The sequence below is a fragment of the Micromonospora sp. CV4 genome (assembly GCF_003667455.1).
Lineage (GTDB): Bacteria > Actinomycetota > Actinomycetes > Mycobacteriales > Micromonosporaceae > Micromonospora.
In genome coordinates this window covers 24403-51217 of record NZ_RCVI01000274.1, presented here as the reverse complement: position 1 = coordinate 51217, position 26815 = coordinate 24403, and the positions used below count along the sequence as shown (strand labels likewise).

At 72.5% G+C, this 26815-nt stretch carries 23 protein-coding genes and 1 pseudogene; 23 read left to right on the top strand and 1 reads right to left on the bottom strand.

From position 1 onward, the window contains the following. Positions 1-27 precede the first annotated feature (27 nt). The 21 genes and pseudogenes from EAD98_RS16865 to EAD98_RS16765 all read left to right on the top strand — a co-directional run. Entirely contained in the window at positions 28-1746 is a 1719-nt protein-coding gene (locus tag EAD98_RS16865) for a penicillin-binding protein 2 (RefSeq protein WP_233583858.1), read from the top strand. 52 nt (positions 1747-1798) lie between these two features. Continuing rightward, entirely contained in the window at positions 1799-3361 is a 1563-nt protein-coding gene (locus EAD98_RS16860; RefSeq protein ID WP_199723437.1) for a UDP-N-acetylmuramoyl-L-alanyl-D-glutamate--2,6-diaminopimelate ligase, read from the top strand. Then, positions 3358-4761 (top strand): UDP-N-acetylmuramoyl-tripeptide--D-alanyl-D-alanine ligase, encoded by a 1404-nt coding sequence (murF, locus tag EAD98_RS16855; protein ID WP_121655011.1) that lies wholly within the window; start codon positions 3358-3360, stop codon positions 4759-4761. The genes EAD98_RS16860 and murF overlap by 4 nt, the downstream gene beginning before the upstream one ends. Continuing rightward, positions 4758-5882, top strand: a complete 1125-nt coding sequence (gene mraY, locus EAD98_RS16850; protein ID WP_121655010.1) for a phospho-N-acetylmuramoyl-pentapeptide-transferase — start codon at positions 4758-4760, stop codon at positions 5880-5882. Before murF ends, mraY begins: the two co-directional genes overlap by 4 nt. Positions 5883-6281: 399 nt before the next feature. Next, complete coding sequence (locus tag EAD98_RS16845; protein ID WP_368666160.1) at positions 6282-7694, top strand: FtsW/RodA/SpoVE family cell cycle protein; 1413 nt, start codon at positions 6282-6284, stop codon at positions 7692-7694. Beyond that, complete coding sequence (murG, locus tag EAD98_RS16840) at positions 7694-8800, top strand: undecaprenyldiphospho-muramoylpentapeptide beta-N-acetylglucosaminyltransferase (protein WP_121655009.1); 1107 nt, start codon at positions 7694-7696, stop codon at positions 8798-8800. Before EAD98_RS16845 ends, murG begins: the two co-directional genes overlap by 1 nt. Continuing rightward, entirely contained in the window at positions 8797-10359 is a 1563-nt protein-coding gene (gene murC / locus EAD98_RS16835; protein ID WP_121655008.1) for a UDP-N-acetylmuramate--L-alanine ligase, read from the top strand. The genes murG and murC overlap by 4 nt, the downstream gene beginning before the upstream one ends. Then, entirely contained in the window at positions 10356-11174 is an 819-nt protein-coding gene (locus tag EAD98_RS16830) for a cell division protein FtsQ/DivIB (RefSeq protein ID WP_121655007.1), read from the top strand. Before murC ends, EAD98_RS16830 begins: the two co-directional genes overlap by 4 nt. A 255-nt stretch (positions 11175-11429) precedes the next feature. Beyond that, complete coding sequence (gene ftsZ, locus EAD98_RS16825) at positions 11430-12545, top strand: cell division protein FtsZ (RefSeq protein ID WP_089019751.1); 1116 nt, start codon at positions 11430-11432, stop codon at positions 12543-12545. Between the two features lie 9 nt (positions 12546-12554). Beyond that, on the top strand, positions 12555-13298 hold the full coding sequence (locus EAD98_RS16820; protein ID WP_121655006.1) for a YggS family pyridoxal phosphate-dependent enzyme: 744 nt from the start codon (positions 12555-12557) through the stop codon (positions 13296-13298). A 191-nt stretch (positions 13299-13489) separates the two neighbouring features. Continuing rightward, entirely contained in the window at positions 13490-14182 is a 693-nt protein-coding gene (locus tag EAD98_RS16815) for a cell division protein SepF (RefSeq protein WP_121655005.1), read from the top strand. Positions 14183-14210: 28 nt separating this feature from the next. Continuing rightward, entirely contained in the window at positions 14211-14516 is a 306-nt protein-coding gene (locus EAD98_RS16810) for a YggT family protein (protein ID WP_030334503.1), read from the top strand. Positions 14517-14560: 44 nt separating this feature from the next. Further along, entirely contained in the window at positions 14561-15364 is an 804-nt protein-coding gene (locus tag EAD98_RS16805) for a DivIVA domain-containing protein (protein ID WP_074318798.1), read from the top strand. Positions 15365-15444: 80 nt separating this feature from the next. Further along, a complete protein-coding gene (locus tag EAD98_RS16800; protein WP_121655004.1) occupies positions 15445-16155 on the top strand; it encodes a hypothetical protein in 711 nt (236 codons plus the stop codon). 10 nt (positions 16156-16165) lie between these two features. After that, a complete protein-coding gene (locus EAD98_RS16795) occupies positions 16166-16471 on the top strand; it encodes a DUF167 domain-containing protein (protein ID WP_121655003.1) in 306 nt (101 codons plus the stop codon). 49 nt (positions 16472-16520) lie between these two features. After that, on the top strand, positions 16521-18020 hold the full coding sequence (locus EAD98_RS16790; protein ID WP_121655002.1) for a potassium/proton antiporter: 1500 nt from the start codon (positions 16521-16523) through the stop codon (positions 18018-18020). 225 nt (positions 18021-18245) lie between these two features. Continuing rightward, the gene (locus EAD98_RS16785; protein WP_121655001.1) at positions 18246-18665 is read left to right on the top strand and encodes a TraR/DksA C4-type zinc finger protein; all 420 of its coding nucleotides are present in this window, start codon (positions 18246-18248) and stop codon (positions 18663-18665) included. A 64-nt stretch (positions 18666-18729) separates the two neighbouring features. Continuing rightward, positions 18730-19344: a signal peptidase II gene (lspA, locus tag EAD98_RS16780; protein WP_121655000.1), complete on the top strand. Its 615-nt coding sequence runs from the start codon at positions 18730-18732 to the stop codon at positions 19342-19344. Further along, positions 19341-20285 carry an RluA family pseudouridine synthase gene (locus tag EAD98_RS16775; protein ID WP_121654999.1) on the top strand — a complete coding sequence of 315 codons (945 nt, stop codon included), beginning with the start codon at positions 19341-19343 and terminating at the stop codon, positions 20283-20285. Before lspA ends, EAD98_RS16775 begins: the two co-directional genes overlap by 4 nt. A gap of 42 nt (positions 20286-20327) precedes the next feature. Continuing rightward, positions 20328-21356 (top strand): hypothetical protein, encoded by a 1029-nt coding sequence (locus tag EAD98_RS16770; protein ID WP_121654998.1) that lies wholly within the window; start codon positions 20328-20330, stop codon positions 21354-21356. A 74-nt stretch (positions 21357-21430) separates the two neighbouring features. Continuing rightward, positions 21431-21679 (top strand): annotated as a pseudogene (locus EAD98_RS16765) (ATPase); the annotation flags it as partial. A 267-nt stretch (positions 21680-21946) separates the two neighbouring features. Here the strand turns inward: EAD98_RS16765 and lexA are convergent. Continuing rightward, positions 21947-22732, bottom strand: coding sequence for a transcriptional repressor LexA (lexA, locus tag EAD98_RS16760; RefSeq protein WP_121654997.1), 786 nt, complete (start codon positions 22730-22732; stop codon positions 21947-21949). A 589-nt stretch (positions 22733-23321) separates the two neighbouring features. Between lexA and nrdR the strand changes: the two genes are divergently transcribed. Then, positions 23322-23828: a transcriptional regulator NrdR gene (gene nrdR / locus EAD98_RS16755; RefSeq protein WP_121654996.1), complete on the top strand. Its 507-nt coding sequence runs from the start codon at positions 23322-23324 to the stop codon at positions 23826-23828. A 63-nt stretch (positions 23829-23891) separates the two neighbouring features. Further along, the gene (locus tag EAD98_RS16750) at positions 23892-26783 is read left to right on the top strand and encodes a vitamin B12-dependent ribonucleotide reductase (protein WP_121654995.1); all 2892 of its coding nucleotides are present in this window, start codon (positions 23892-23894) and stop codon (positions 26781-26783) included. Positions 26784-26815 lie beyond the last annotated feature (32 nt).

Genomic DNA, 26815 nt, shown 5'->3' with positions numbered 1-26815 from the left:
AGATGTGTATAAGCGGCCGACCCGCGGCTGCGGCTGCGGCTCGGGACCGCGCTCACCCTGACGCTGTTCGCCGTGATCGGGATCCGGCTCATCTTCCTCCAGGCGGTGGACACCCCGGCGTACGCCGGCGGCGGCGTCGCCGACCGGACCCGCACGGTCGAGCTGCCGGCGCCGCGCGGCGCGATCTACGACCGCACCGGCGAGCCGCTGGCCCACAGCGTCGAGGCGCGGTACGTGTTCGCCGACCCGACCGAGATCGAGGACTCCGCCGCCACCGCGAAGGCGCTCTCGCCCCTGCTGGGCATCCCGGTATCGCGGCTGACCGAGCTGATGAAGCCCCGCAAGCTGGAGAACGGCAACCCGTCCCGGTTCGAGTACCTGGCCCGGGGGGTGGAGATCCCGACCGCCAAGCAGGTGGTGGCGCTTGAGCTGCCCGGCATCGGGGTGCACCGCGACGAGCGCCGCGAGGTGCCCGGCGGCGACCTGGCGGCCAACCTGATCGGCTTCACCAGCCAGGACATGGTGGGGCTGGAGGGGTTGGAGGCCCGCTACGACGAGCAACTCGCCGGGCAGGACGGCAAGCGGGTGTACGAGGCCGGCCTCGGTGACCTCGCCGCGCCGATCCCGGGCGGCTACAGCCGGACCACCCCGGCCAAGCCGGGCAGCTCGATGGCCCTCACCATCGAAGGTGACCTCCAGTTCCGCACGCAGCAGATCCTCAGCGCGGGGATGGCGCAGCAGCGCGGCGGCACCGCCGCGGCGGTGATCATCGACGTGCCCACCGGCGAGGTGCTGGCCCAGGCCAGCGAACCCACCTACAACGCGGCGAAGCCGATCCCGAGCGACCCGGTCGCCCGGGAGGACGCCGCGACCAGCTTCGTGGTCGACCCCGGCTCGGTGCACAAGGCGATCACGTTCGGCGCGGCGTTGCAGGAGGGGGTGATCACCCCGGACACCACGCTGCCCATCGCGAACAGCATCAAGATGGGCGACACCTGGTTCTCCGACACCCACCCGGCCAACGGCCGGCGGATGAGCGTGCCCGGGATGCTCGCGTACTCGTCGAACGTCGGCACCATCACGATCGCCGACAAGCTCGGCCCGGACCGGTTGATCGACTACCAGAAGCGGTTCGGGCTCGGCCAGCCCACCGGCGAGGGGCTACCGGGCGAGGCCAGCGGGCGGCTGCTGCCGGCCGACGAGTGGAGCGGATCGTCGTACGGGTCGGTGCCGATCGGGCACAGCGTGGACGCCACGCCGCTGCAGATGGCAGCCGCGTACGCCGCCATCGCCAACAACGGCACGTACGTGCAGCCGCACCTGGTCAAGGAGACGATCGGCCCGGACGGCAAACGCACTCCCGCGCCGGCCCCGGTGACCCGCTCGGTGCTCAGCCCGCAGAACGCGGCGGCCCTGCGCACCATGCTGGAGGCCGTCACCACGGTCGACAACGCCACCGGCGTGACCGCGGCGGTACCCGGTTATCGGGTCGCCGGCAAGACCGGCACCGGCTGGCGGCTGGTGGACGGCAAGAAGCAGCCCGGCGAGGTGTCCTCCTTCATCGGCATGGCCCCCGCGGAGAAGCCCCGGTACGTGATCGCGGTCTTCGTGTACGCGCCCGGCGGCGGGGGTGCGGCGATCGCCAATCCGGCGTTCCGGAGCATGATGCAGTTCACGCTGCGTCACTACCGTGTACCGCCGTCCACCGGCGGTTCGGCGCCCAAGTTCGTGGTCTATCCGCGCTGACCAGCGACGGCGGGACATCATCGGTGAGTGCCGAAGAACCACCGGGGCGGCTGTGCGGCCGGAACCGTGCGACCGGGTAGGGTCTGACGCCGTGCCCGGCAATCCACGTCCACGTACCGTGACCGGAGTCCGGCTCGGTGATCTCGCCGTCCGGCTCGCCGTCGACCTGCCGGCGGACGCCGCCGGAGTGGTCGTCACCGGGGCGACCCACGCCAGCCAGGAGGTCCGCCCCGGCGACCTGTACGCGGCGCTGCCCGGCGCGCGCCGGCACGGCGCGGAGTTCGCCGCCGGCGCCGCCGAGGCCGGCGCGGTGGCCCTGCTGACCGACCCGGCCGGCGCCGAACTGGCGGCGGGGACCGGCCTGCCCGTCCTGGTGGTGCCCGACCCCCGTGCGGCGCTCGGCGAGCTGGCCTCGGCCGTCTACGGCGACCCGACCGAAGGCCTGACCGTGATCGGCGTGACCGGCACCGCCGGAAAGACGTCCACCGCCTACCTGATCGAGTCGGGGCTGCGCGCCGCCGGGCACACCACCGGGTTGATCGGCACCGTGGAGACCCGGCTCGGCGACCTGGTGATCGACAGCGTGCGCACCACCCCGGAGGCGACCGACCTGCACGCCATGCTGGCCACCGCCCGCGAGCGGGGGGTCACCGCGGTGGTCATGGAGGTCTCCAGCCACGCGCTGGCCATGGGCCGGGTGGGCGGTGTGCGGTTCGCCGTCGGTGGCTACACCAACTTCGGCTCCGACCACCTGGACTTCCACGCCGACAGCGCCGACTACTTCGCCGCCAAGGCGCAGCTCTTCGACGGCCGGTGCGCGGTCGAGGTGCTCAACCACGACGACCCGGCGCTGGCGCCGCTGTACAAGCCGGCGACGGTCAGCTACTCCGCGGCCGGCGACCCGGCCGCGACCTGGTGGGCCGACGATGTGAGCGGCGAGGGGTACGCCCAGCGGTTCACCGCGCACGGCCCGGACGGGGTGGTCCTGCCCACCGGGGTGGCGCTGCCCGGGCGGCACAACGTCGCCAACGCGCTGCTGGCCATCGCCGCGCTGGTGGGCGCCGGGGTGGATCCGGCGACCGCGGCGGACGGCGTGGCCGCCTGCGGCGGGGTGCCGGGCCGGCTGGAGCTGGTGGACGTCGCCGGGCCGGTGCGCGGGGTGGTCGACTACGCGCACAAGTCGGACGCGATCGTGGCCGCCCTGGCCGCGCTGCGTGAGCTGAGCGCCGGCCGGTTGATCTGCGTGATCGGCGCGGGCGGGGACCGGGACCGGGGCAAGCGGCCGGTGATGGGCGCCGCCGCGGCGGAGGGGGCCGACGTGGTGCTGGTGACCGACGACAATCCGCGTACCGAGGACCCGGCGGAGATCCGCGCCGAGGTGCTCGCCGGGGCGTACCGGGCCGGCGCGGCCGCCCGGATCATCGAGGTGGCGGGCCGCCGAGCCGCGATCGACGAGGCTGTCCGGCTGTCCGCGCCGGGCGACGTGATCGCGCTGCTCGGGAAGGGCCACGAGCGCGGCCAGGAGGTGGCGGGCGAGGTGTTCCCGTTCGACGACAGCATCGAGCTGGCCGACGCGCTGCGGGCTCGCTTCGGGGACCTGGCGGGTCAGCGGTGATCGCGCTGAGCCTGGCCGAGGTGGCCGCGGCGGTCGACGGGCGGCTGGTCGCCGTCGACCCGGCCGCCACCGTCACCGGCCCGGTCGAGTTCGACTCGCGCAAGGTGGGGCCCGGGGCGCTCTTCGTGGCCTTTCCGGGGGAGAAGGTCGACGGGCACGACTACGCGGCGGGGGCGATCTCGGCCGGCGCGGTGGCCGTGCTCGGCACCCGCGAGGTGCCCGGCGTGCCGATGGTGCTGGTCGGCGACGCGCTGACCGCGATGGGCCGGCTGGCGCGCGCGGTGGTGGACCGGCTGCCCGGGCTGACCGTCATCGGCCTCACCGGCTCGTCGGGCAAGACCACCACCAAGGACCTGATCGGCCAGCTCACCGCCCGGCTCGGGTCCACGGTGGCGCCGCCCGGCTCGTTCAACAACGAGCTGGGGCACCCGTACACCGCGTTGCAGGCCGGGCCGGACACCCGCTACCTCGTGCTGGAGAAGGGCTCGCGCGGGGTGGGGCACGTGCGCTACCTGTGCGAGATCGTCCCGCCGCGGATCTCCGTGGTGCTCAACGTCGGAACGTCCCACATCGGTGAGTTCGGCTCGCAGGAGACCATCGCCGTGGCCAAGGGGGAGCTGGTCGAGGCGCTGCCGCCGGACGGGCTGGCGGTGCTCAACGCCGACGACCCGCGGGTGGACGCGATGGCGAGCCGCACCCGGGCCCGGGTGGTCCGCTACGGCGAGGCCCCGGACGCCGACGTGCGGGCCGAGGACGTCACGCTCGACGATCGCGGACGTCCGTCGTACACCCTGGTCGTCCCGGAGGGGCGCGCGCCGGTGCGGCTCGGGCTGACCGGCCGCCACCAGGTGTCGAACACCCTCGCCGCGGCGGCCGTCGCCCGGGAGCTGGGCATGCCGCTGGCCGACCTGGCCACGGCGCTCGGCGAGCTGGGGTTGGTCTCCACCCGGCGGATGGACGTCTTCGACCGCCCCGACGGGGTGACCGTGATCGACGACTCGTACAACGCCAACCCGGCGTCGATGTCGGCGGCGCTGAAGGCGCTCGCCACGCTCGGGAGGGGTCGGCGTACCGTCGCGGTGCTCGGCTACATGGCCGAGCTGGGCCCGTTCGAGCGGGACGGCCACGCTGAGGTCGGCCAACTCGCGGCCGAGCTGGGTGTCGACCGGCTGCTCGTGGTGGGCGAGCCGGCTGCGCCGATTCATGAGGGCGCGACAGCGGTAGGGAACTGGGGAGGAGAGTCGGTGCTGCTCACCGATCAGGCGGCGGCCGTCGAGGTGCTGCGGGGCGAGCTACGGCCGGGCGATGTCGTCCTGGTCAAGGGCTCCCGGTACCGGACGTGGGAGGTGGCCGACGCCCTGCGCGCCGACGCCACCACCGGGAACGGAGCTACCGCGTGAGGGCGGTGATCGTCGCCGTCGGGGTGGCCTTCCTCGTCTCGCTCTTCTGCACCCCGATCGCGATCAAGGTGTTCACCCGGCTCAAGGCCGGCCAGCCGATCCGGGCCGAGGGCCCGGCCATGCACCAGACCAAGAAGGGCACGCCGACGATGGGCGGCGTGGTCTTCATCCTGGCCACGGTGATCGCGTACGTGGCCGGGCACCTGGCCCTGACCACCCTGCCGGACGCGCAGATCGCCCAGGTCGAGCCGACCATCACCGCGCTGGTGCTGCTGGGGCTGATGGTCTTCTCCGGTGCGGTGGGCTTCCTCGACGACTTCCTCAAGGTGCGCAAGCGCAACAGCGCCGGGCTGAACAAGCGCGGCAAGCTGCTCGGCCAGATCCTGGTCGGCGCGGTCTTCGGCGTGGTGGCGCTGTACTTCCCGAGCACGATGACCGACGCGTCGGGCGCGGTGACGAACACCGAGACGGTGGGCAGCACCACGCTGAGCTTCATCCGGGACATCGACGCCCTGGAGGTCAGCAAGATCGGCGCGGTGATCATCTTCATCTTCGTGGTGATGGGCGCGACGAACGGGGTGAACCTCACCGACGGCCTGGACGGTCTGGCCACCGGCGCCTCGGTGATGGTGCTCGCCGCGTACGCGTTGATCGCGTTCTGGCAGTACCGGCACTGGTGCGCCGACCCGAGCTACACCCAGGACTACTGCTACGCGGTCCGTGACCCGCTGGAGATCGCGCTGATAGCCGGGGCGGCGGCCGGGGCCTGTGTGGGCTTCCTGTGGTGGAACACGTCCCCGGCGCGGATCTTCATGGGCGACACCGGCGCGCTGGGTCTGGGCGGTCTGATCGCCGGCATGGCGATGTCCACCCGCACCATCCTGCTGCTGCCGATCATCGGCGGGCTCTTCGTGATCATCACGATGTCCGTGGTGATCCAGATCATCTCCTTCCGGACCACCGGCAAGCGGGTGTTCCGGATGTCGCCGTTGCAGCACCACTTCGAGTTGGCCGGCTGGAGCGAGGTCAACATCGTGGTCCGGTTCTGGATCATCGCCGGCATCGGGGTGGCCATCGCGCTGGGCCTGTTCTACAGCGAGTTCCTCGCCAACATGACCTGACCGCACCCCGTTCGGGCAGGTCACCGTCCTGCGGTGAGCACGTGCTGAGAAGTAGGTGTCAGGGCCTTCGCCGACCTGCTGCTCAGCACGTGCTCACTGGCCTCCCGCGCGACGTCGGGTGTTGGGGCCGCGATCTGCACACCGGGGCGAAGCCCGACACGCCCGGTACGTCGTTGTCGGTCCGTCGGTGGGTCGAGCGGCAATGATGTCCCGGTGGGGGAGGAACCAGGCACCGAGGACAGGGCAGCCGGTCGACCGCGACGGTCACCGGGCGGGGCGCGTACCGCGGAGGCCGGCGTGTCGCCGGACGACACGCGCGGCCCCGAACCGGGTGCGGCGCCGCGCGAGGCGGAACCGGGGCCGCCGGCGCCGTTGCGCGGGCTGGACGCGGCCGGCGGGCTGGCGGCGCTGCGCGGCCTGCTGGACCGGCCGCTGGCCTCCTACTACCTGCTGCTGTCCAGCGCCGGCCTGCTGCTGCTGATCGGGCTGACGATGGTCTTCTCGGCGACCAGCGTCAAGGACTACGCCGAGGACGGCAACGCCTCGGCCTCGGTGACCAAGCAGGCCATCTTCGCGGTCATGGGCCTCGTCGTGTTCTGGGCCTGCCAGCGGCTGCCCGCCAGCACCTACCGGTCGTTGGGCCAACCGCTGCTGATCACCTCGGTGGCGCTGCTGGTGGTGCTGAACCTGCTGGTCGCCTACGCCCGGCTCACCAGACAGCGGTCGGTCGGGTTCGGGCCGGTGGAGGCGCGACTGAACTGGCTGTTCGTGGGCGGGATCCAGCTCCAGCCCTCCGAGCTGGCAAAATTCGCGCTGGTCCTGTGGGGCGCGCACCTGATCGCCCGCAAGGGCGCTGCCCTGGGCTGGTGGCGGGAGTTGGCCACGCCGCTCTTCCCGGTGATCGGGCTGCTCTTCGTCCTGGTCGGTTACAACGACACGGGCACCATGCTCTGTCTGCTGGCCCTCGTGGTGGGTCTGCTCTGGGCCGCCGGCGTCCGGATGCGGGTCTTCGGCGTGTTGACGGTGGTCGGTCTGCTCGGCGTCGGCCTGCTCATCGCGGTGGCATCGCTGGGCGCCGGCTCCGGCGAGCAGGGCGAGGAGAACTACCGCTTCGCCCGGCTGGCCATGTTCTTCAACCCGCCGGACCCGGAGAAGTGCAAGCTCGACGGTTGCCTCCAGTTCTACCAGGGTCGACTGGCCATCGAGCACGGCGGCTGGTTCGGCGTCGGGCTGGGCAAGAGCAGCCTCAAGTGGGACTGGCTGCCCGAGGCGCACAACGACTTCATCTTCGCGATCATCGCCGAGGAGCTGGGCGTGATCGGCTGCGTGGTGGTGCTCGCGCTCTTCGCGGTGCTCGCGTACACCGGGCTGCGGATCGCCCGGCGGGTCGACGACCCGTTCCGGCGGCTCGCGGCCGCCGCGGTCACCACCTGGCTGGTGAGCCAGGCCGTGATCAATATCGGTGGGGTGGTCGGGCTGCTGCCGATCACCGGCCTGCCGCTGCCGTTCATCTCCGACGGCGGAAGTGCCCTGGTCGTGACGTTGGCCGCGATCGGCATGCTGGCGTCCTTCGCCCGCGCCGAACCCGATGCGGCCAGAGCACTGCATGCCCGTCCGCCGGCCCGGTGGGTCCGACTACTCTGGGCCCCGTTGCCGCCGCTTCCCGGCCGGCGTCGCCGCCCGGCGACGCCACCGGCTGGCCGAGGGTCCGTGCCCCGGTCCCGGGAGCGGCGCCAGGATGACCAGGCCGCACCGCGCGGGGTCCGGCAGGACCGGAGCCGCAAGGGTACGGCGAGCGAGAGGAGACGCTGATGGGTCCGCTGCGTTCGGTGGTGCTCGCGGGAGGTGGCACCGGGGGGCACGTCTACCCGCTGCTCGCCTTCGCCGACTGCCTGCGCCGACACGACCCGGGCGTCCGGATCACCTGCCTCGGCACACCACGCGGGATGGAGAACGAGCTGATCCCGCCGCACGGCTACGACCTGCGGCAGATCCCGGCGTACCAGCTGCCGCGCTCGGTCAACATGAACCTGGTCCGCACCCCGGGCCGGATGTGGACCGCCGCCCGCGCCGCGGGCAAGGTGATCGACGAGGTGCGCGCCGACGTGGTGGTCGGCTTCGGCGGGTACGTCTCGGTGCCGGCCTACCTCGCCGCCTGGCGCCGGGAGCTGCCCATGGTGATCCACGAGGTGAACGTGCCGCCGGGGGTGGCCAACCGGCTGGGCATGAAGTTCACCAAGAACGTCGCGGTCGGGTTCCCACACCAGCCGAGCCAGGCCGAGGCACTGCGGGACGCCACCGTGGTCGGCGTGCCCCTGCGCCGCAGCATCGCCGGGCTGGACCGGTACGCGCTGCGCAACGCCGCCCGCGCGCACTTCGGGCTCCGCCCGGACCTGCCGGTGCTCTTCGTCGCCGGCGGCTCGTCGGGCGCCCGCTCGATCAACCTGGCGGTGTCCGGGGCGGCCAAGGAGTTGGCCCGCAACGGCGTGCAGGTGCTGCACGTGATGGGCGCCCGCAACGAGCCGGTGCCGATCCCCACCGACCTGCCGGTGCCGTACGTGACCCTGCCGTACCTGTCGGAGATGGAGCTGGGCTACGCCGCCGCCGACCTGATGCTGGGCCGGGGCGGGGCGATGACCTGCGCCGAGGTGGCCGCGATCGGGTTGCCCACGATCTACGTGCCGTACCCGCACAGCAACCAGGAGCAGAAGCGCAACGCGCTGCCCGTGGTGGAGGCCGGCGGCGGGCTGCTGGTCGACGACTCGGAGCTGACCCCGGCCTGGCTGGAGCGCACCGTCATCCCGCTGATCCGTGACCCGCAGCGGCTGTACGCGATGGGCGCGGCGGCGTCCGCGTACGGGCGGCGCGACGGTGACGAGGCGCTGCGCTCGTTCGTCATCGAGGCGGTGGCCCGATGACCGCGCAGTTCACCCCGGCCGGCACGCTCACCGCCGAGGACCTGGGCGCCGTTCACCTGATCGGAGTGGGTGGGGTGGGCATGCTCGGCGTGGCCCGGCTGCTGCTCACCCGGGGCATCCGGGTGTCCGGCAGCGACCTGCGTGAGTGGCCCTCACTGGCGGGGCTGCGGGCGCTCGGCGGCACCATCTACCTCAGCCACGAGGCGACCAACCTCGATGGCGTGGACACCGTCGTCTACTCCTCGGCCATCTCGCAGGATCACCTGGAGCTGGTCGAGGCCCGCCGGCGCGGTCTGCGGGTGCTACACCGCTCCGAGGCCCTCGCGGCGGCCATGACGGGCCGCCGCGCGATCGCGGTCGCCGGCACCCACGGCAAGACCACCACCACCTCGATGGTGACCATGGTGCTCCAGCAGGCCGGGGTGGACCCGTCCTTCGTGATCGGCGGCGAGATCTCCGAGGTCGGTTCGGGCGCCCACCACGGCACCGGCGAGCACTTCGTGGTCGAGGCGGACGAGAGCGACCGCTCGTTCCTCATCTACCGCCCGTACGTCTCGATCATCACGAACGTCGAGGCGGACCACCTGAACACGTACGGCGACTACGCGACGCTGGAGGCCGCGTTCGTCGAGTTCGCCCGGCTCACCGACCCGGACGGGTTCATCATCACCTGCGCCGACGACCCCGGTGGGCGGCGGCTGGCGGAGACCCTGCGCGCCGAGGGGCGGCGGGTGCACACGTACGGCGAGGCGGCCGACGCCGACCTGCGGCTGACCGAGATCGTCTCGTCCGCGCGCGGGGTGCGCTATCTGGCCGCGATCGACGGCCGGTCGCTGGGCGAGTTCCGGCTGCCGGTGCCGGGGCGGCACATGGGCCTGAACAGCGCCTCCGCGGTGCTGACCGCGTACCTGCTGGATCTGCCGCTGCCGGCGGCGGAGGCCGCGCTGGCGGTCTTCCCGGGTGTGCGGCGGCGCTTCGAGCGCAAGGGTGTCGCGGACGGCGTGCTGGTCTACGACGAGTACGCCTACCACCCGACCTCGATGACGCTGGCGTTGCAGACGCTGCGCGAGGTGGCCGGGGAAGGGCGGCTGATCGTGGTCTTCCAGCCGTACCGGCTGTACCGCACCCGCGACTCCCAGGCGGAGATCGCCGAGGCGCTGGCCATCGCCGACGAACTGGTGCTGCTGGAGGTCTTCGGGCCGGGCGAGCTGCGCCAGCCCGGTGAGGGCTCGGCGGCGCTGATCGAGGCGGTGGCGCTGCCCGCCGACCGGAAGGTCTTCGTCGACTCCTGGGAGGAGGCGCCGGTCGAGGTGGTCCGGCGGGCCCGCCCGGGGGACGTGGTGGTGACCATGGGCGCCCCGCCGATCTCGCTCATGGGTGACGAGCTGCTGGCCGGCCTGCTGGCGCGCGCCGGCTCCGCGCCGCCCGCGATCGTCGACCCGGTGGCCACCGCCCCGGCGGTCGGTGGTCCGGTGCCCGGCGGGGCCACCGCCGGTGGCGACGGAGCGGCCCTCGGTGGCACCGCCGCACCGGACGGCGCGGCGCCTCCGGCCGGATGAGTCCCGGCCCGGCCCGAGGGCGGACCAGCGCCGCCGACGGCGGCGCTCCGCGACGTGGTCCGGTCCGGCGCTGGCAGCTGGTCCGGGCCGGCCGCGACGCCGTGCCACCGTCGACCCGCCGGTTCATGGCCCGGGCCCGCCAGCGCCGGATGCGCGCGGCGCTGCCGTGGGCGGTGGCCGCCGGAGTTCTCGCGCTGGTCGGGCTGGTCGCCTGGACGGTGCTCGGCACGGGGCTGTTCGGGGTGCGCGAGGTGAAGGTGGAGGGCGCCGCCCTGGTCACCCCGGTGCAGGTGCGCGATGCGGTCGGGGTGCCGGACGGGGTGCCGCTGGCCCGGGTGGACCTGGCCGCCGCCGCCCGTCGGGTCGGTGCGTTGGCGCCGGTGGAGCGGGCCACGGTGTCCCGGGACTGGCCCGGCGCGCTGGTGGTCCGGGTGACCGAGCGGACTCCGGTGGCGGCGGTGCCGCAGGGGGAGGGGCTCGCCCTGATCGACCGGACCGGGGTGGCGTTCCGGACGGTCGCCCGACGCCCCGCCGAGCTTCCGGTGGTGAAGGTGGCCCGGCCGGCCGCCGACGATCCGGGCACCCGGGCCGCGCTCGAGGTGCTCGTCGCGCTGACCCCGGAACTGCGCGCGGAGCTGGTGGACGTGAGTGTGGAGGGGTTGGCCCGGATCAGCCTGCGGTTGCGCGGTGACCGGACGGTGGTCTGGGGCGACGCGACCCGGAGCACGGACAAGGCGCGGGTGGCCACCGCGCTGCTCGGCGAGGACGCCGACCGGATCGACGTGAGCGCGCCGGACGTCGTCACCTTCCGCTGACCGAGGGGCGTGCCGCGAGGTGCGGAAAGGTGACTCGTTGCGCTCCGGGCGGCGACACGCCGGTCGGGTCCTTGGCTCATCGCGCGGCGGCGCTTACGTTGCCCCGAAGAGGATCAGTGGTTGACATAACTGTAAGCCTCTAGTAGAGGGTGAGGGTTCAGCTCTGATCCTCGCTGGTGACAGCTGTCGTCGGCCGCTGGTCTGGCCACGCCGTAGCCGGTCGGCCGAAGCCAATCTCGAAGGAAAGGACCGGAGATGACACCTCCGCACAACTACCTGGCGGTCATCAAGGTCGTCGGCATCGGGGGCGGCGGCGTCAACGCCGTCAACCGGATGATCGAGGTTGGGCTCAAGGGCGTCGAGTTCATCGCGATCAACACCGATGCCCAGGCGCTGCTGATGAGTGACGCCGACGTCAAGCTCGACGTCGGCCGCGAGCTGACCCGGGGGCTGGGCGCCGGCGCCAACCCGGACGTCGGCAAGAACGCCGCCGAGGACCACCGGGACGAGATTGAGGAGGTGCTCAAGGGCGCCGACATGGTCTTCGTGACCTGTGGCGAGGGCGGTGGCACCGGCACCGGTGGCGCGCCCGTGGTGGCGAACATCGCCCGCAAGCTCGGCGCGCTGACCATCGGCGTGGTGACCCGCCCGTTCTCCTTCGAGGGCAAGCGCCGCCAGGTGCAGGCCGAGTCCGGAATAGACGAACTCCGCAACCAGTGCGACACCCTGATCGTCATCCCGAACGACCGGCTGCTGGCGCTGGGCGACCGGGGCATCAGCATGATGGACGCGTTCCGCACCGCCGACCAGGTGCTGCTCTCCGGCGTGCAGGGCATCACCGACCTGATCACCACCCCGGGTCTGATCAACCTGGACTTCGCCGACGTCAAGAGCGTGATGAGCGGCGCCGGCAGCGCGCTGATGGGCATCGGCAGCGCCCGCGGCGAGAACCGCGCGGTCGAGGCGGCCGAGGCGGCCATCTCCAGCCCGCTGCTCGAGCAGAGCATGGACGGCGCGCGCGGGGTGCTGCTCTCCATCGCCGGCGGCTCCGACCTGGGCCTGTTCGAGATCAACGACGCGGCCCAGCTGGTCACCGACGCGGCCCACCCGGACGCCAACATCATCTTTGGCGCCGTGATCGACGACGCGCTCGGCGACGAGGTGCGGGTGACGGTCATCGCGGCGGGCTTCGACGGGGGCGCGCCGGCGTACAAGGCGGCCGAGCCGGCCCGTAAGACCAACACCAACCAGCCGGCGGCGCAGAGCGCCCCGGTCCCGGCGCCGGCCACCATGCCGGCGCCGACCCAGTCGCCGCGCCGGGTGCTCTTCGACGACGTCGACGTGCCCGACTTCCTCAAGAACGGGTCCTGAGCACCGCCGATGACCGACAGCTCAGCCACGGTACGACCGGACCGGCGCGCCGAACTCGCGGCCGGCCTGGCCCAGGTTCGGGCCCGGATAGCCGACGCGTGCGCCGTCGCCGGCCGGGATCGTGCCGACGTCACGATGATCGCGGTGACCAAGACCTACCCGGCCGGCGACGTGCTGGCGCTGGCCGGGCTCGGGGTGACCGACGTGGGGGAGAACCGCGACCAGGAGGCGGCCGGCAAGGCCGCCGAGGTCGCCGCGGCCGGGGTGAGCCCGCGCTGGCACTTCATCGGGCAGTTGCAGCGCAACAAGGCCCGCTCGGTGGTCCGGTACGCCGACGTGGTGCACTCCGTCGACAGTGTCCGGCTGGCCCGGGCGTTGGGCACCGCGGCGGCCGGCCGGGAGCGACCGCTGGACGCCCTGGTCCAGGTGAGCATCGACGGCGACCCGGCCCGGGGTGGCGCGTTGCCGGGCTCGGCCGACCCGGGCGTCGGGTTGGAGCCGGTGGCCGAGGCGGTGGCCGACTCGCCGACGCTGCGGCTGGCGGGCCTGATGGCGGTGGCGCCGCTGGGTTGGGCGCCGGAGCGGGCCTTCGCCCGGCTGGCCGAGGTGGCCGAGGCGTTTCGCTCGGTCCATCCGGGAGCGGTCGCGTTGTCCGCCGGAATGAGCGGCGACCTGGAAATCGCGATCCAATACGGCGCGACACATGTCCGCGTCGGTAGCGCGTTGCTCGGAATGCGCCCCACGCTGCGGTAGCCTGACCGCGAGAGAAGCAAATTACATCAGTGTTGTTTCAGGAACGGCGTCTCCTAGTCGGGGGTCGTGGCGCGTGACGCGAATCGCGCGCCAGGGAGATTGCCGTTCCGGTCCGATGGGCATGGTTGTCCACTCGCGACGGGCGACATGGCACGGGGGCGCGTGCCGCACGGCGGACGGAAGGGCGCGGGATGGGTGCACTGCGCAAGGCGGGGGTCTGGCTCGGTCTGGTCGAAGAGGACGATGAGCGGGCCTACGACGACGGTGGCTACGACAAGGGTGGCTACCGCGACTCGCGTTACCGGCAGAGCCGGTACGCGGAGGAGTTCGCCGACGAGGACGACGACGACACCGAGGAGCCGCCGGCTCCCCGGCCACGGTCCAGCGAGCGGGGTCGGCTCTCCGAGCGCTCGAACGGGCGGGTCGGCGAGTCGGACCGGGGCGACGGCGAGCGTCCGGAGCGGGTCGAGCGGTCCAGCGTCCGGTCGATCACCCGGTCGTCGGCGGGCGAGACCTCTGGCGCGCTGACCTACCACACGCGTGACAACCTGGCCCTCGCGCCGCAGGTCACGGCACGTGAGCGGGCGATGCCCGAGGAGGAGCAGCGTTACCAGATCACCACTCTGCACCCGACCACGTACCGCGAGGCGCGCACCATCGGTGAGCACTTCCGCGACGGGGTCCCGGTGATCATCAACCTCACCGAGATGGATGAGGCCGATGCCCGCCGTCTGGTTGACTTCGCCGCCGGTCTGGCGTTCGGGCTGCGCGGTACGATCGAGCGCGTGACCAATCGGGTGTTTCTGCTCTCACCGGCCAATGTCCAGGTCACCGCGGAGGACAAGGCCAAGATCGCTGAGGGCGGCTTTTTCAGTCTGAGTTGATCGCCCGACCCGAGGGACGTCGCTGACCGTGTTGTCGATCTTGCTGCAAGTGTTGTACCTGATCCTTTATGTCTTCCTGCTCCTTCTTCTGTCCCGGTTTGTGCTGAGCGCCGTCCTTCAGTACGGCCGCCGGTGGCAGCCGGGGCGTGGGGCATCGGCAGGACTGGAATCCGTGTGGAGCGTCACTGATCCCCCTCTCAACGCGTTGAGGCGTGTGATCCCTCCGCTGCGAATTGGTACCGTGAGCATCGACCTGGCCTCCCTTGTGCTCCTGGTTATCCTGTTCGTGCTGATGGAGTTCGTGTTAGGGCCGTCGATCAGGGCATCTGCCTGATGACCGACGCGCTTTCGCGGCCGCAACTGACCCGAGGAGTTTCGATGCCGCTGACCCCGGCCGACGTACACAACGTCGCCTTCAAAAAGCCGCCGATCGGCAAGCGGGGGTATGACGAGGAGGAGGTCGACGCTTTCCTGGACGAGGTTGAGCGCGAGCTCGCCCGTCTCATCGAGGAGAACAACGAGCTGCGCGCCCAGGTGGAGCGCGGCGGCCGTGGCGGTGCCCCCGCCGGCCCCGGCGGCGACGCCCGACTCGCGGCGGAGCTCAACGACGTCAAGGCACAGCTGGACCGGGTGCAGCGCGACAAGGCGGCGGCCGAGCAGGCCGCCCGCGCCATGCAGTCCGAGCTGGAGCAGGTCCGCGCGACCGGTGGCCCCGGCGCGGTCACCGGTGACGGTGAGCAGCAGGCCCTGCGGGTGCTGATGATGGCCCAGCGCACCGCCGACGACCACGTGTCCGACGCGCGCCGCGAGGCCGACCAGCTCCTGTCCGAGGCCCGCAGCAAGGCCGAGGAGGTGACCCGCGAGGCTCGCGCGAAGGCCGACGCCCTGGAGCGGGACGCCCGCCAGCGGCACCAGGAGGCCATGGGCGGCCTGGACGCCAAGCGCACGGCCCTGCAGAAGCACATCGAGGAGCTCAAGCAGTTCGAGCGCGAGTACCGCACCCGGCTCAAGGCGTACCTGGAGAGCCAGCTGCGGGACCTCGACGGTCGCGGCCAGGGCCTCGAAGCCGAGATGACCCGCTCCGAGGCAGGTCGGGTCGCCGGCGGCAACGGGCTCGCCGCCGCGGGTCTCGCCGGTTCGTACGGCGGCGGGCGCTCCGGCGCCCTCGAAGCCGGACGCTGAGCACCGGCCGGCGATCGCTGTCCGCAGATGGTGACGGTCGCCGGCCCCGGCTGGACGGTACGAAGCGGCGGGGGTGAGCCGTGATAGTCGCGAGTCTCCTGCTCATCCTCGTCGCGGTGGTGTTACTGGTGCTCGGCCTGGCCGGTGGCTCCAGCTTCATGTTGATCATCTCCATCGCGGCCAGTCTGCTGGCCGCCGTGGCGTTGGTGGTGGGCGCCCGCCAGGCAGCCGCCAACCGCGGCACGGCGGAACCCGGCCGGACCGGCCGGCGGAGCCCCGGAGCGCCCCGCACGGCCAGCCAGGCTGGACCGGGCTTCGCGTACGGGCCACCGCTGGTCGAGCCGGAAGTGCCGGTCCAGCACGTGCCCACGACGGTCGGTACCGGCGGCACCGGGTGGCGGCAACCACCCGAGCCGCCGGCCGACCAGGGGCCGCCGTTCGTGGCCCCGACCGATCCCGCCTCCGACCACGCCTCGTCCGGTCAGGCGTCGCCCTTCGCGGCGCCGGCCGACGAGGCGTCTCGCGTCGGTCCGTCGGCGGCCGACGTCCCGGCGGACGAGGAGCCGGCCGCGCAGCCGGTCACCCCCGCCGAGGCGGCCCGGGTGGCCCGGCTGCCCGATCCCGTGCAGGTGGTCGACGGTCGGCCCCGCTACCACCTCGCCAGTTGCCCCCACCTCGTCGGCCGGGTGTCCGAGACGCTGCCGGTCGCCGAGGCCGTCGAGCTCGGCTTCACCCCGTGCGCGGACTGTGCGCCGGCCACCGCCCTGCTCGCCGACGCCCGGCCGATCTGAAGCGGCGCCGGTGCCCGCGCAGGACACGCTCACCGTGGCGGTACGGGTGAAGCCCGGCGCCTCCCGGGACCGGGTCGGTGGTCGCTTCAACGGCCCGCACGGCCCGGCGCTGGTGATCGCGGTGCACGCTCCGGCCGTGGACGGTCGGGCCACCGAGGCCGCGCGCCGGGCACTGGCCGGCGCGTTGGGCGTCCGGCCGGCCGCGGTGTCGCTGCGTACCGGCGCGGCCAGCCGGGACAAGCTCTTCCTCGTCGACCGTCCCGGCCCGGAGTTGTCCGAGGTGCTGCGCCGGCTGCGCGACGGATCCGCGGGGTGAGGAGCGCCCGGGTCAGGGCCAGGGACGTCGACACAGGTCCTCGGCAACCGTGACGCCCGGGCTGGATATCGCGCTGCTGCTCGGCGCGGGGGTGCTGTTGGTGGCGGTCGGCGCGGTCCGGCTCTCCACCCGGCTCGGGGTGCCCAGCCTCCTGGTCTACCTGGCGCTGGGCGTGGCGATCGGCGAGTCGGGGCTGGGCATCCGCTTCGACGATGTCGAGCTGACCCGGACCCTCGGCTTCTGCGCGCTGATCGTGATCATCGCGGAGGGTGGCCTGACGGCCCGGTGGAGCACGTTGCGGCCGGTCCTCGGCCTGTCCGCCGTACTGTCCACAGTGGGCGTGGCGGTCAGCATCGTGGTGGTCGGCGTGGCCCTGCACCTGCTGCTCGGCCTGGACTGGCGGCTGGCGCTGCTCTACGGCGCGGTGCTCTCGTCCACCGACGCGGCCGCCGTCTTCGCGACCCTGCGCCGGCTGCGCCTGCCGCCCCGGCTGGTGGCGACCCTGGAGGCCGAGTCGGGCATGAACGACGCCCCGGTGGTGCTGCTGGTGGTGCTGCTGTCCCACGAGGGCTGGGCGCACCCGTGGTGGTACGAGGCCGGCCTGGTCGCCTACGAGCTGGGCGTCGGGGCCGCGGTGGGCGCGGGCGCCGGTGTCGCCGGGACCTGGGCGCTGCGCCGCGCGGCGCTGCCCTCGGCCGGGCTCTACCCGATCGCCGCGGTGGGGATCACGGTGCTGGCGTACGCGGCGGGGGCCGTGCTGCACGCCTCGGGGTTCCTCGCCGTCTACGTCGCCGGGGTGCTGCTGGGCAATGCCCGGCTGCCGCACCGGCAGGCGATCCTCGGTTTCGCCGACGGGCTGGCCTGGCTCGCCCAGATCGGTCTGTTCGTGCTGCTCGGGCTGCTGGCCTCGCCGGGCCGGCTGGACGCGGCGGTGCTGCCGGCGGTGGTCGCGGGGCTGGCGCTGGTGTTGCTGGCCCGGCCGCTGTCGGTGGTCGTCTCCGCGCTGCCGTTCCGGGTCGGCCTGCGCGAGCAGGCGTTCCTGTCCTGGGCGGGGCTGCGCGGGGCGGTGCCGATCGTGCTGGCCACCATTCCGCTCTCCGAGCGGGTGCCCGGCGCGGAGCGCCTCTTCGACGCGGTCTTCGTGCTGGTGGTGATCTTCACGCTGGTGCAGACCGGGACGCTCGGTCCGCTCTCGCGGCGCCTGCGGATCGCCGCGCCGGCCGAGGCCACCGAGATCCACGTGGAGACCGCGCCGTTGGAGCGGATGCGGGCCGACCTGCTGCAACTGGAGGTGCCGCCGGGCTCGCGGTTGGCCGGCGTGCACGTCGACGAGTTGCGGTTGCCGCTGGGCGCCTCGGTCACCCTGGTGCTGCGGGACGGGGTGGGCTTCGTGCCCGCTCCGGACACCCGTCTGAAGACCGGCGACAGCCTGTTGATCGTGGCCACGGGCGGTGTGCGGGACGCCGCCGAGCGCCGGCTGCGGGCGGTCAGCCGGCGGGGTCGGCTGGCCCGGTGGTTTGGTGAGTACGGGGATGAGGCGGAGCTTTGATCTGCTAGCGTTCCCTTTGCCCCAGTTAGGCAGGGATCGGGGCTGTTAAGCGGTGCGACGGTGCGGCACGTTGTCGGACGCCTGTACGCACCGTATTCTTGCCAACCTCCGGAGTGCGCGGCCATCGTCGCCGTGCGCCCCTTTTCGTACATAGGGGACGCCCTGGTCGGCGCCCCCTGACCAGGCGCCGCGGACCACGCGGTTCCGCGGCCGAGGGAGCGACCCATGGCGAAGCCAGCCGACACCAGGACCGCCAGCCGCAAGCCGGTGGTCAAGGCCACCCGCAGCGCGGCGGAGACCGAGAAGATCCGGGCGGCCTTGGCGGCGCGGCGGGACGAGCTTCGCGCCGAGTACGATCAGACGCTGAGCGAGATCACCGAGCTGCAGCGCGATCGGCTGACCGACTCGGCCGGGGACGACCAGGCCGACACCGGCACCAAGACGCTCGAGCGGGAGCAGGAGATCTCTCTCGCCAACAGCATCCTGGAACGGATCACGCAGGTCGAGCGCGCTCTCGAGCGCCTCGACGAGGGTGGTTACGGCTGGTGTGAGCGGTGCGGCAACCCGATTCCGGTCGAGCGCCTCGCCGCCTTCCCGTCGGCGACCCTCTGCGTGACGTGCAAGCAGCTGGAGGAGCGGCGCTGAGGTCCGCTCCCCGGCGGCGATGAGACGGTGAGCGATCACCGCCGAGACTGTCGATGGGGAGCGCATGACCGCAGCACCGTCCGCCGAACCCGGCCGCACCGACCCGGGCGGCGACAAACGCCGGCCGAGGGCCGTCGCGATCCTCGCCGGGGTCGCCCTGGTGGCCCTGCTGGCCGACCTGGTCACCAAGCACCTCGCACTGGCCACGCTGACCGACCGGGAGCCGGTCCGGCTCCTCGGCGGGCTGGTCTACTTCAGCCTCACCCGCAACAGCGGCGCCGCGTGGAGCATCGGCGCCGACCACACCTGGATCTTCCCGCTGATCACCATCGGCGTGGTCGGCTGGATCGTGTGGATGGCGCTGCGGCTGCGTTCGCTGCCCTGGGCGATCTCCCTCGGCCTGGTGCTCGGCGGCGCGCTGGGCAACCTCGTCGACCGGATCTTCCGGGCGCCCGCGCCGTTTCACGGGCACGTGGTCGACATGATCAGCCTCTTCGACCCGTACGGCCAGGTCTGGCCGGTGTTCAACCTGGCCGACAGCTCGCTGGTCTGCGGCGTGCTGCTGGCCGTGCTGCTGGAGCTGACCGGCCGCCAGCGTGACGGCCGGCGGGTCGGTCGCGACGGCCACCCCGTCGATGCCAGCGCCACCCAGGGCGCCGACCAGCGGGAGCGGGCGTGACCTCCGCGTTCGCCGCCGGCGGCGACCACCGCTCACTGCCCGTGCCGGACGGGCTCGACGGGATGCGCCTGGACCAGGCGGTGGCCCGGCTGTTCGGGCTCTCCCGCACCGCCGCCGCGGCCCTGGTCGATGCCGGGGACGCGCTGGTCGACGGCGCCGCACGGCCCAACTCGCACAAGGTCAAGGCCGGCTCCTGGCTGGAAGTCACGCTTCCCGCGCCGGTCGCACCACCGACCGTGGTGCCGCAGGCGGTGCCGGGTCTGCGGGTCGTGTACGCCGACGACGACATCGTGGTGGTGGACAAGCCGGTCGGCGTGGCCGCGCACCCGAGCCCGGGCTGGACCGGCCCGACGGTGATCGGCGCGCTCGCCGCGATCGGGCACCGCATCTCCACCAGCGGCGCGGCCGAGCGGCAGGGCGTGGTGCACCGGCTCGACGTGGGCACCACCGGGATCATGGTCGTGGCCAAGAGCGAGCAGGCGTACACCGCGTTGAAGCGGGCCTTCAAGTACCGCGAGGTGGACAAGGGCTACCACGCGGTGGTGCAGGGGCACCTGGACCCGCTGCGGGGCACCGTCGACGCGCCAATCGACCGGCACCCCACCCACGACTACCGCTGGGCCGTGGTCTCCGGCGGCAAGCCGAGCATCACGCACTACGACACGCTGGAGGCGTTCCCGGCGGCGAGCCTGGTCGACGTCCGCCTGGAGACCGGCCGGACCCACCAGATCCGGGTGCACTTCTCGACCATGCGGCACCCCTGTGTGGGCGACCTCACCTACGGCGCCGACCCCACCCTCTCGGCCCGGCTCGGGCTGGCCCGACAGTGGCTGCACGCCCGCGAGTTGAGCTTCCTGCACCCCCGAACGGGGGACGAGGTCCGGTTCGTCAGCGACTACCCTGACGATCTGAACCGCGCGCTTCAGATCCTGCGTGACTGAGCGGCGACCGCCCGACACCGACCCGACGAGGGGATCCCGCCCGTGCGCGCCGGCGACCTGCTGCGGCAGCTGGACCAACGGCTGCTGCCGCCGCTGACCCGGGCCGTGGCCCGGCTGGGTGACCGGTCGTCGCGGTCCGGGGTGCTCACCTGGGCGGCGGTGCTCTCCTCGGCCGCGGTGCTGGGCACCGCGGTCTGGGCCACCGACGACGCTCCGATCGGCGACCGGACGGTGGGCGAGGTGACCCGGGTCGGGGTGGTCGACGGCGACTCGGTCCCCGGCTACCTGCGGTCCGCCGCGGCCGACCTGGCCACGCTGCCCACGGCGGCCCCGGTCGCCGGCGAGGGGACCTACGCCCTGGTCACGCTGGACGCCTACCTGCCGCCGCAGCGACTGGCGGCGGTGCTCGGCGACGTGTCGGTCTCGACGGTGTTCGGGCGGGTGCCGCTGCCCGGCCGGCAGACCGAGATCGTCAAGATTCCCGCGCTGCGGGTGCCGGACGACGTGGTCGCCGGGATGGCGCAGGTGGCTGTCCGCAAGGACACCGAGGCCGCGGACTACCGGACGAGAGCCGCCGCGGTGAGCGGCAACGGCGCGGACGAGCGGGAGCTGCGCGAGCGGTACGTCAGTGGCGCGGACGTGGCGGCGGCCGAGGCGGCCGCGTACCGCGCCGGCTGCGCCTGCGTCTACGCGGCCGTGGTGCGGGCGGCGCCGGTGGCCCTGCGCGGCGTGGCGAGCCGACCGGACGTGCGCGCGGTCGACCCCGCCCCCGAGGTGTACCGGCTGGACCGCACGGTCTTCACGCCGCCACTGCCCGAGCAGCAGGACGTGGTCCGCCCGCCGGCCGACACCGGGCCGAGCGCGGAGGCGACCCCGACGGCGGCGGTCGAGCCGACGCCGGTCGCGCCGGCGCCCTCGGCGTCGATGGGCGAATCGTCGGAACCCGCACCGGTCGTGACGACCCCGTCACCCGCGCCGTCGCCGACCGGGCCCACCGAGGTGGCCACGCCGAGCGTCACCACCTCCCCGGACGCCACCGACGCCGGGCCGCCGACACCCTCCCCGTCGTGATCTGCGCCGGGTGGTGTGCATGCCGTGGTGTGGTCCGAATAGGGTTTCCTTCGTAGCCTGTCAGACGGAGATCGATGGCGCTGGGAGGGCGGGCCGTGGAGGGCAGTGAGACCGGCTGGGGCCGGCCGGCCGAACCAGCGCCGAGGTGGAGGGCGCTGCTGGACCGCGCCCGGCACGGCGCCCGCGCCCCCGAGCAGGCCGAACCCGACCGGCGAGCCGACGAGCCGCCGCCGGATCCGCTGCCACGGCGCGCGGCCCCCAACGGTAACGCCGGGCGGGCGTCGGCCATCGGGCATCCCGCCGAGCTGTCGTACGGCGCGGAGCCGGGTTACCGGGCCGAGCCGGCCTACCGGGTCGAGCCGGCCTACCGCGCCGAGCCGGGTTACCGGCCGGAGCCGGACTACCGGGGTCAGCGGCCCGGTCGCCGGCGTGACGAGGACCCGCCTGCGGACCCGTACGGGCAGTATCCCGGTGGCGGGCGCGGCCACCGGGGCGACCGCTACTGACGCCTCCCGGACCGGTGCCCTGAACGGTTGCTTCGCCGCTGGGCGGGCGCGGGTGAGTGCCGTGGGCACCCACCCGCGGACCGGTCAGATCCGGCGCAGCACCGCCACGACCCGGCCCATGATGGTGGCGTCGTCACCAGGAATCGGATCGAAGGCGGGATTCTGCGGCATCAGCCAGACATGCCCGTCGCGCCGCCGGTAGGTCTTGACGGTCGCCTCGCCGTCGAGCATGGCGGCCACGATCTCGCCCGAGTCGGCGGTGGGCTGCTGCCGGACGACCACCCAGTCGCCGTCACAGATGGCCGCGTCGAGCATCGAGTCGCCCTTGACCTGGAGCATGAAGACCTCGCCCTCGCCCACCAGCTCGCGGGGGAGGGGGAAGATGTCCTCTACCGCCTGCTCGGCGAGGATCGGCCCACCGGCGGCGATCCGGCCGAGCATCGGCACGTACGCCGGGGTGGGTCGCTGCGCGCGGGACAACTCGTCGTCGATGGCCTCGCTGGGCGCCCGGACGTCCACCGCGCGCGGGCGGTTGGGGTCGCGGCGCAGGAAGCCCTTCTTCTCCAGCTCCTTGAGCTGGTAGGCGACGCTGGACGGCGACACCAGGCCGACCGCCTCGCCGATCTCCCGGACGCTCGGCGGGTAGCCGTGGCGCTCCACCCACGTGCGGATGAACTCCAGGATGCGGCGTTGGCGGGCGGTCAGGTCGACCGTCGCCGGGTCGGGGAAGGTGCTGACCACCGGGGTGACCGGGCGCACGGCGGGCTGACCCGTCCGGCTGCGCGCGGCGCTGCGGCGTCGGGTGGCCGGCGGGCCCGCCTCGGTGATCTGCTGCGGGCTCTTCGGCCGGCTGGCCCGGTCCTCGGTCACGTCCGTCCTCCCTGGTCGGCGCTGGGTGCCTCGTCGGCTCGTGGTGCGTGCGGTGGTGCCACGACAGTGCTGAGGGTGGTGCGTCGCCGGGACCGGTGAAGATCCACCGCGCCCGGTTGTTCCTGACCGTATAGGTGAGATCGGTCATTTTCAAACATCTGTACGACCTCTCACCGGCGTGTCGGGGTGAAAACCGCTCCTGTCGTACGGATGTTCTGATAAATGGTACGTCGGATAGCACGCGTGTTCGATCCTCGGCTGTTTTCCGGCTGGTTCGGCCCGTCGGCCGGTAACTCCGGAGGGGGCTCGGCGTTGGGTCTTCCGGCGGAGCAGGTGGGTGCGGATGACCGGATGGTCCGTGACGCGCCGGACACGCCATCAACTTGACCCGGGTTCGCCAGCGACATACGGTCAACCCCTAGATGTAGTAGTGACACGGGCGTAAGTTGCCTACAGGTTGGGTCCGACTACCGACCGCACTCCCGTAACGTCGACCACGGCGGGGGCCGTCTCCGGATGGCACCGTCGTGGCGAGTCGTGCCCGGGAGTGCCCGGCGGGCCGCAGTTGATCATGATTAGGAGGTAGGCGATGCGGTGTCCGTACTGCCGGCACGCCGACTCCCGCGTGGTCGACTCGCGCGAGGCCGACGACGGTCAGCTCATCCGGCGGCGACGGTCCTGCCCGGAGTGCGGCAAACGGTTCACCACCGTCGAGGAGGCGGTCCTCGCGGTCGTCAAGCGCAGCGGGGTGACCGAGCCGTTCAGCCGTACGAAGATCATCGGCGGGGTGCGCAAGGCGTGCCAGGGCCGGCCCGTCGACGAGGACTCGATCGCGCTGCTGGCCCAGAAGGTCGAGGAGACCGTGCGGGCCAAGGGCGCGGCCGAGATCCCCAGCCATGACGTGGGGCTGGCCATCCTGGGTCCTCTCCGGGACCTGGACGAGGTGGCGTACCTGCGGTTCGCCAGCGTCTACCGGTCCTTCGACTCGCTCGCCGACTTCGAGCAGGAGATCGAGACATTGCGGGCCGCCGCCCGCGCCCGGGAGGGCGCGGGCCAGGCCGGGGCGGCGGCGGGGACCGCCGGCCGTACCAACTGAAGTTTTGTGTTGCTGACAGGTGGAAGCGCGGCGGGTGGCCGCGTGGACGAGGGGGCGGATGAGATGTCGGGGGATGGTGTGACGACAAGCAGGTCACGGAGCAAGGCCAGCGCGAGTGCCGGGCTGAAGATCGAGCGGGTGTGGACGACCGAGGGGGTCCACCCGTACGACGAGGTCACCTGGGAGCGCCGCGACGTCGTGATGACGAACTGGCGGGACGGCTCGATCAACTTCGAGCAGCGCGGGGTGGAGTTCCCGGAGTCGTGGAGCGTCAACGCGGCGAACATCGTGACCACCAAGTACTTCCGGGGCGCGGTGGGGACCCCGGAGCGGGAGTGGTCGCTCCGGCAGTTGATCGACCGGGTGGTCAGCACCTACCGCACCGCGGGTGAGGAGTACGGCTACTTCGCCAGCCCGGCCGACGCCGAGATCTTCGGGCACGAGCTGACCTGGATGCTGCTGCACCAGGTGTTCAGCTTCAACTCGCCGGTCTGGTTCAACGTCGGCACGCCGTCGCCGCAGCAGGTCAGCGCCTGCTTCATCCTGTCCGTCGACGACTCGATGGACTCGATCCTGGACTGGTACAAGGAGGAGGGGCTGATCTTCAAGGGCGGCTCCGGCTCCGGGGTCAACCTGTCGCGGATCCGCTCGTCCCGTGAGCTGCTCTCCTCCGGCGGCAACGCCTCCGGCCCGGTCAGCTTCATGCGCGGCGCGGACGCCTCGGCCGGCACCATCAAGTCCGGCGGCGCGACCCGGCGGGCGGCCAAGATGGTCATCCTCGACGTGGACCACCCGGACATCCAGGAGTTCGTGGTCACGAAGGCGCGCGAGGAGGACAAGATCCGCGCGCTGCGCGACGCCGGGTTCGACATGGACCTCGGCGGCTCCGACATCGTCAGCGTTCAGTACCAGAACGCCAACAACTCGGTCCGCGTCTCCGACGAGTTCATGACGGCCGTGGAGAACGGCGGCGGCTTCGACCTGCGCGGCCGGCTGGACGGCTCGGTGATCGAGACCGTCGACGCCAAGAAGCTGTTCCGCTCCATCTCCCAGGCCGCCTGGGAGTGCGCCGACCCGGGCCTGCAGTACGACGACACCATCAACGACTGGCACACCTGCCCGGAGACCGGCCGGATCACCGCGTCGAACCCGTGCTCGGAGTACCTGCACCTGGACAACTCCTCGTGCAACCTGGCCTCGCTCAACCTGATGAAGTTTCTCCGCGCCGACGGTGGCTTCGAGGTGGAGAAGTTCGTCAAGTCCGTCGAGTTCGTCATCACCGCGATGGACATCTCGATCTCCTTCGCCGACTTCCCGACCGAGAAGATCGGTGAGACCTCCCGCGCCTACCGACAGCTCGGCATCGGCTACGCCAACCTCGGCGCCCTGCTGATGGCCACCGGCCTGCCGTACGACTCGGAGCAGGGCCGCTCGGTCGCCGCGGCGATCACGTCCCTGATGACCGGCACCGCCTACCGCCGCTCGGCCGAGCTGGCCGGCGTCGTCGGCCCGTACGACGGCTACGCCCGCAACGCCGAGCCGCACAAGCGGGTCATGCGCAAGCACGCGGCGGCCAACGACGAGATCAAGCCGACCAGTCCGGTGGCCACCGCGATCGTCCGCGAGGCGACCAGGCAGTGGACCCAGGGCAACAAGATCGGCGACAAGAACGGCTGGCGCAACTCGCAGGCCAGCGTCCTCGCGCCGACCGGCACCATCGGCTTCATGATGGACTGCGACACGACCGGCGTGGAGCCGGACCTGGCGCTGGTCAAGTTCAAGAAGCTGGTCGGCGGCGGTTCGATGCAGATCGTCAACCAGACGGTTCCGCGCGCCCTGCGCAGTCTCGGCTACCCCGAGGAGCAGGTCGAGGCGATCGTCGAGCACATCGCCGACCACGGCCACGTGGTGGACGCCCCCGGCCTCAAGCCGGAGCACTACGCGGTCTTCGACTGCGCGATGGGGGAGCGGTCGATCGCCCCGATGGGCCACGTGCGGATGATGGCGGCCATCCAGCCGTTCGTCTCCGGCGCTATCTCCAAGACGGTCAACATGCCGGAGGCGGCCACCGTCGAGGACGTCGAGAAGATCTACTTCGAGGGCTGGAAGCTCGGCCTCAAGGCCCTGGCGATCTACCGGGACAATTGCAAGGTCGGCCAGCCGCTCTCGGTGGCCAAGTCCAACAAGGCCACCGAGCCGGCCGCCGTCGAGGCCGCCACGGCCGCGCCGGTCGTCGAGAAGGTCGTCGAGTACCGGCCGGTGCGCAAGCGCCTGCCGAAGAAGCGTCCGTCCGAGACGGTCTCCTTCTCCGTCGGCGGTGCCGAGGGCTACCTCACCGCGTCGTCCTACCCGGACGACGGCCTCGGCGAGGTCTTCCTCAAGATGTCCAAGCAGGGCTCCACCCTGGCCGGGGTGATGGACGCCTTCTCGGTGGCCATCAGCATCGGTCTGCAGTACGGCGTGCCGCTGGAGACGTTCGTCAGCAAGTTCACCAACATGCGCTTCGAGCCGGCCGGGATGACCGACGACCCGGACGTGCGCATGGCGGCCTCGGTGATGGACTACATCTTCCGTCGCCTGGCCCTGGACTTCCTGCCCTACGAGCGCCGCGCCGAGCTGGGCATCTTCACCGCCAGCGAGCGGGCCGCCCAGCTGCGGGCCGAGGCCGACGCGGAGAGCGCCGCCGTGACCGGTGCGGAGCTCACCGCGATGGCGTCCTCGGCGCCGGTGGAGGCCCCGGCCAAGCCGGAGGCCGTCGCCCAGCCGGCGCAGGAGATGGCCGAGGTGGCCGCCGCCAAGCCGGCTCCGAGCGTGGGTTCCAGCACCGAACTGCTGGAGGCCGTGATCGGCAAGGCCGCCGACGCGCCGCTCTGCTTCACCTGCGGTACGAAGATGCGCCCGGCCGGTAGCTGCTACGTCTGCGAGGGCTGCGGCTCCACCAGCGGCTGCAGCTGACCTACGCGACAACGGCGCTGCCCCGACCTCAT

Coding starts and splice junctions, on each gene's coding strand:
- murG (WP_121655009.1), top strand. CDS start 7,694: ATGGGTCCGCTGCGTTCGGTGGTGCTCGCGGGAGGTGGCACCGGGGGG.
- murC (WP_121655008.1), top strand. CDS start 8,797: ATGACCGCGCAGTTCACCCCGGCCGGCACGCTCACCGCCGAGGACCTG.
- EAD98_RS16830 (WP_121655007.1), top strand. CDS start 10,356: ATGAGTCCCGGCCCGGCCCGAGGGCGGACCAGCGCCGCCGACGGCGGC.
- ftsZ (WP_089019751.1), top strand. CDS start 11,430: ATGACACCTCCGCACAACTACCTGGCGGTCATCAAGGTCGTCGGCATC.
- EAD98_RS16820 (WP_121655006.1), top strand. CDS start 12,555: ATGACCGACAGCTCAGCCACGGTACGACCGGACCGGCGCGCCGAACTC.
- EAD98_RS16815 (WP_121655005.1), top strand. CDS start 13,490: ATGGGTGCACTGCGCAAGGCGGGGGTCTGGCTCGGTCTGGTCGAAGAG.
- EAD98_RS16805 (WP_074318798.1), top strand. CDS start 14,561: ATGCCGCTGACCCCGGCCGACGTACACAACGTCGCCTTCAAAAAGCCG.
- EAD98_RS16785 (WP_121655001.1), top strand. CDS start 18,246: ATGGCGAAGCCAGCCGACACCAGGACCGCCAGCCGCAAGCCGGTGGTC.
- lspA (WP_121655000.1), top strand. CDS start 18,730: ATGACCGCAGCACCGTCCGCCGAACCCGGCCGCACCGACCCGGGCGGC.
- nrdR (WP_121654996.1), top strand. CDS start 23,322: ATGCGGTGTCCGTACTGCCGGCACGCCGACTCCCGCGTGGTCGACTCG.
- EAD98_RS16750 (WP_121654995.1), top strand. CDS start 23,892: ATGTCGGGGGATGGTGTGACGACAAGCAGGTCACGGAGCAAGGCCAGC.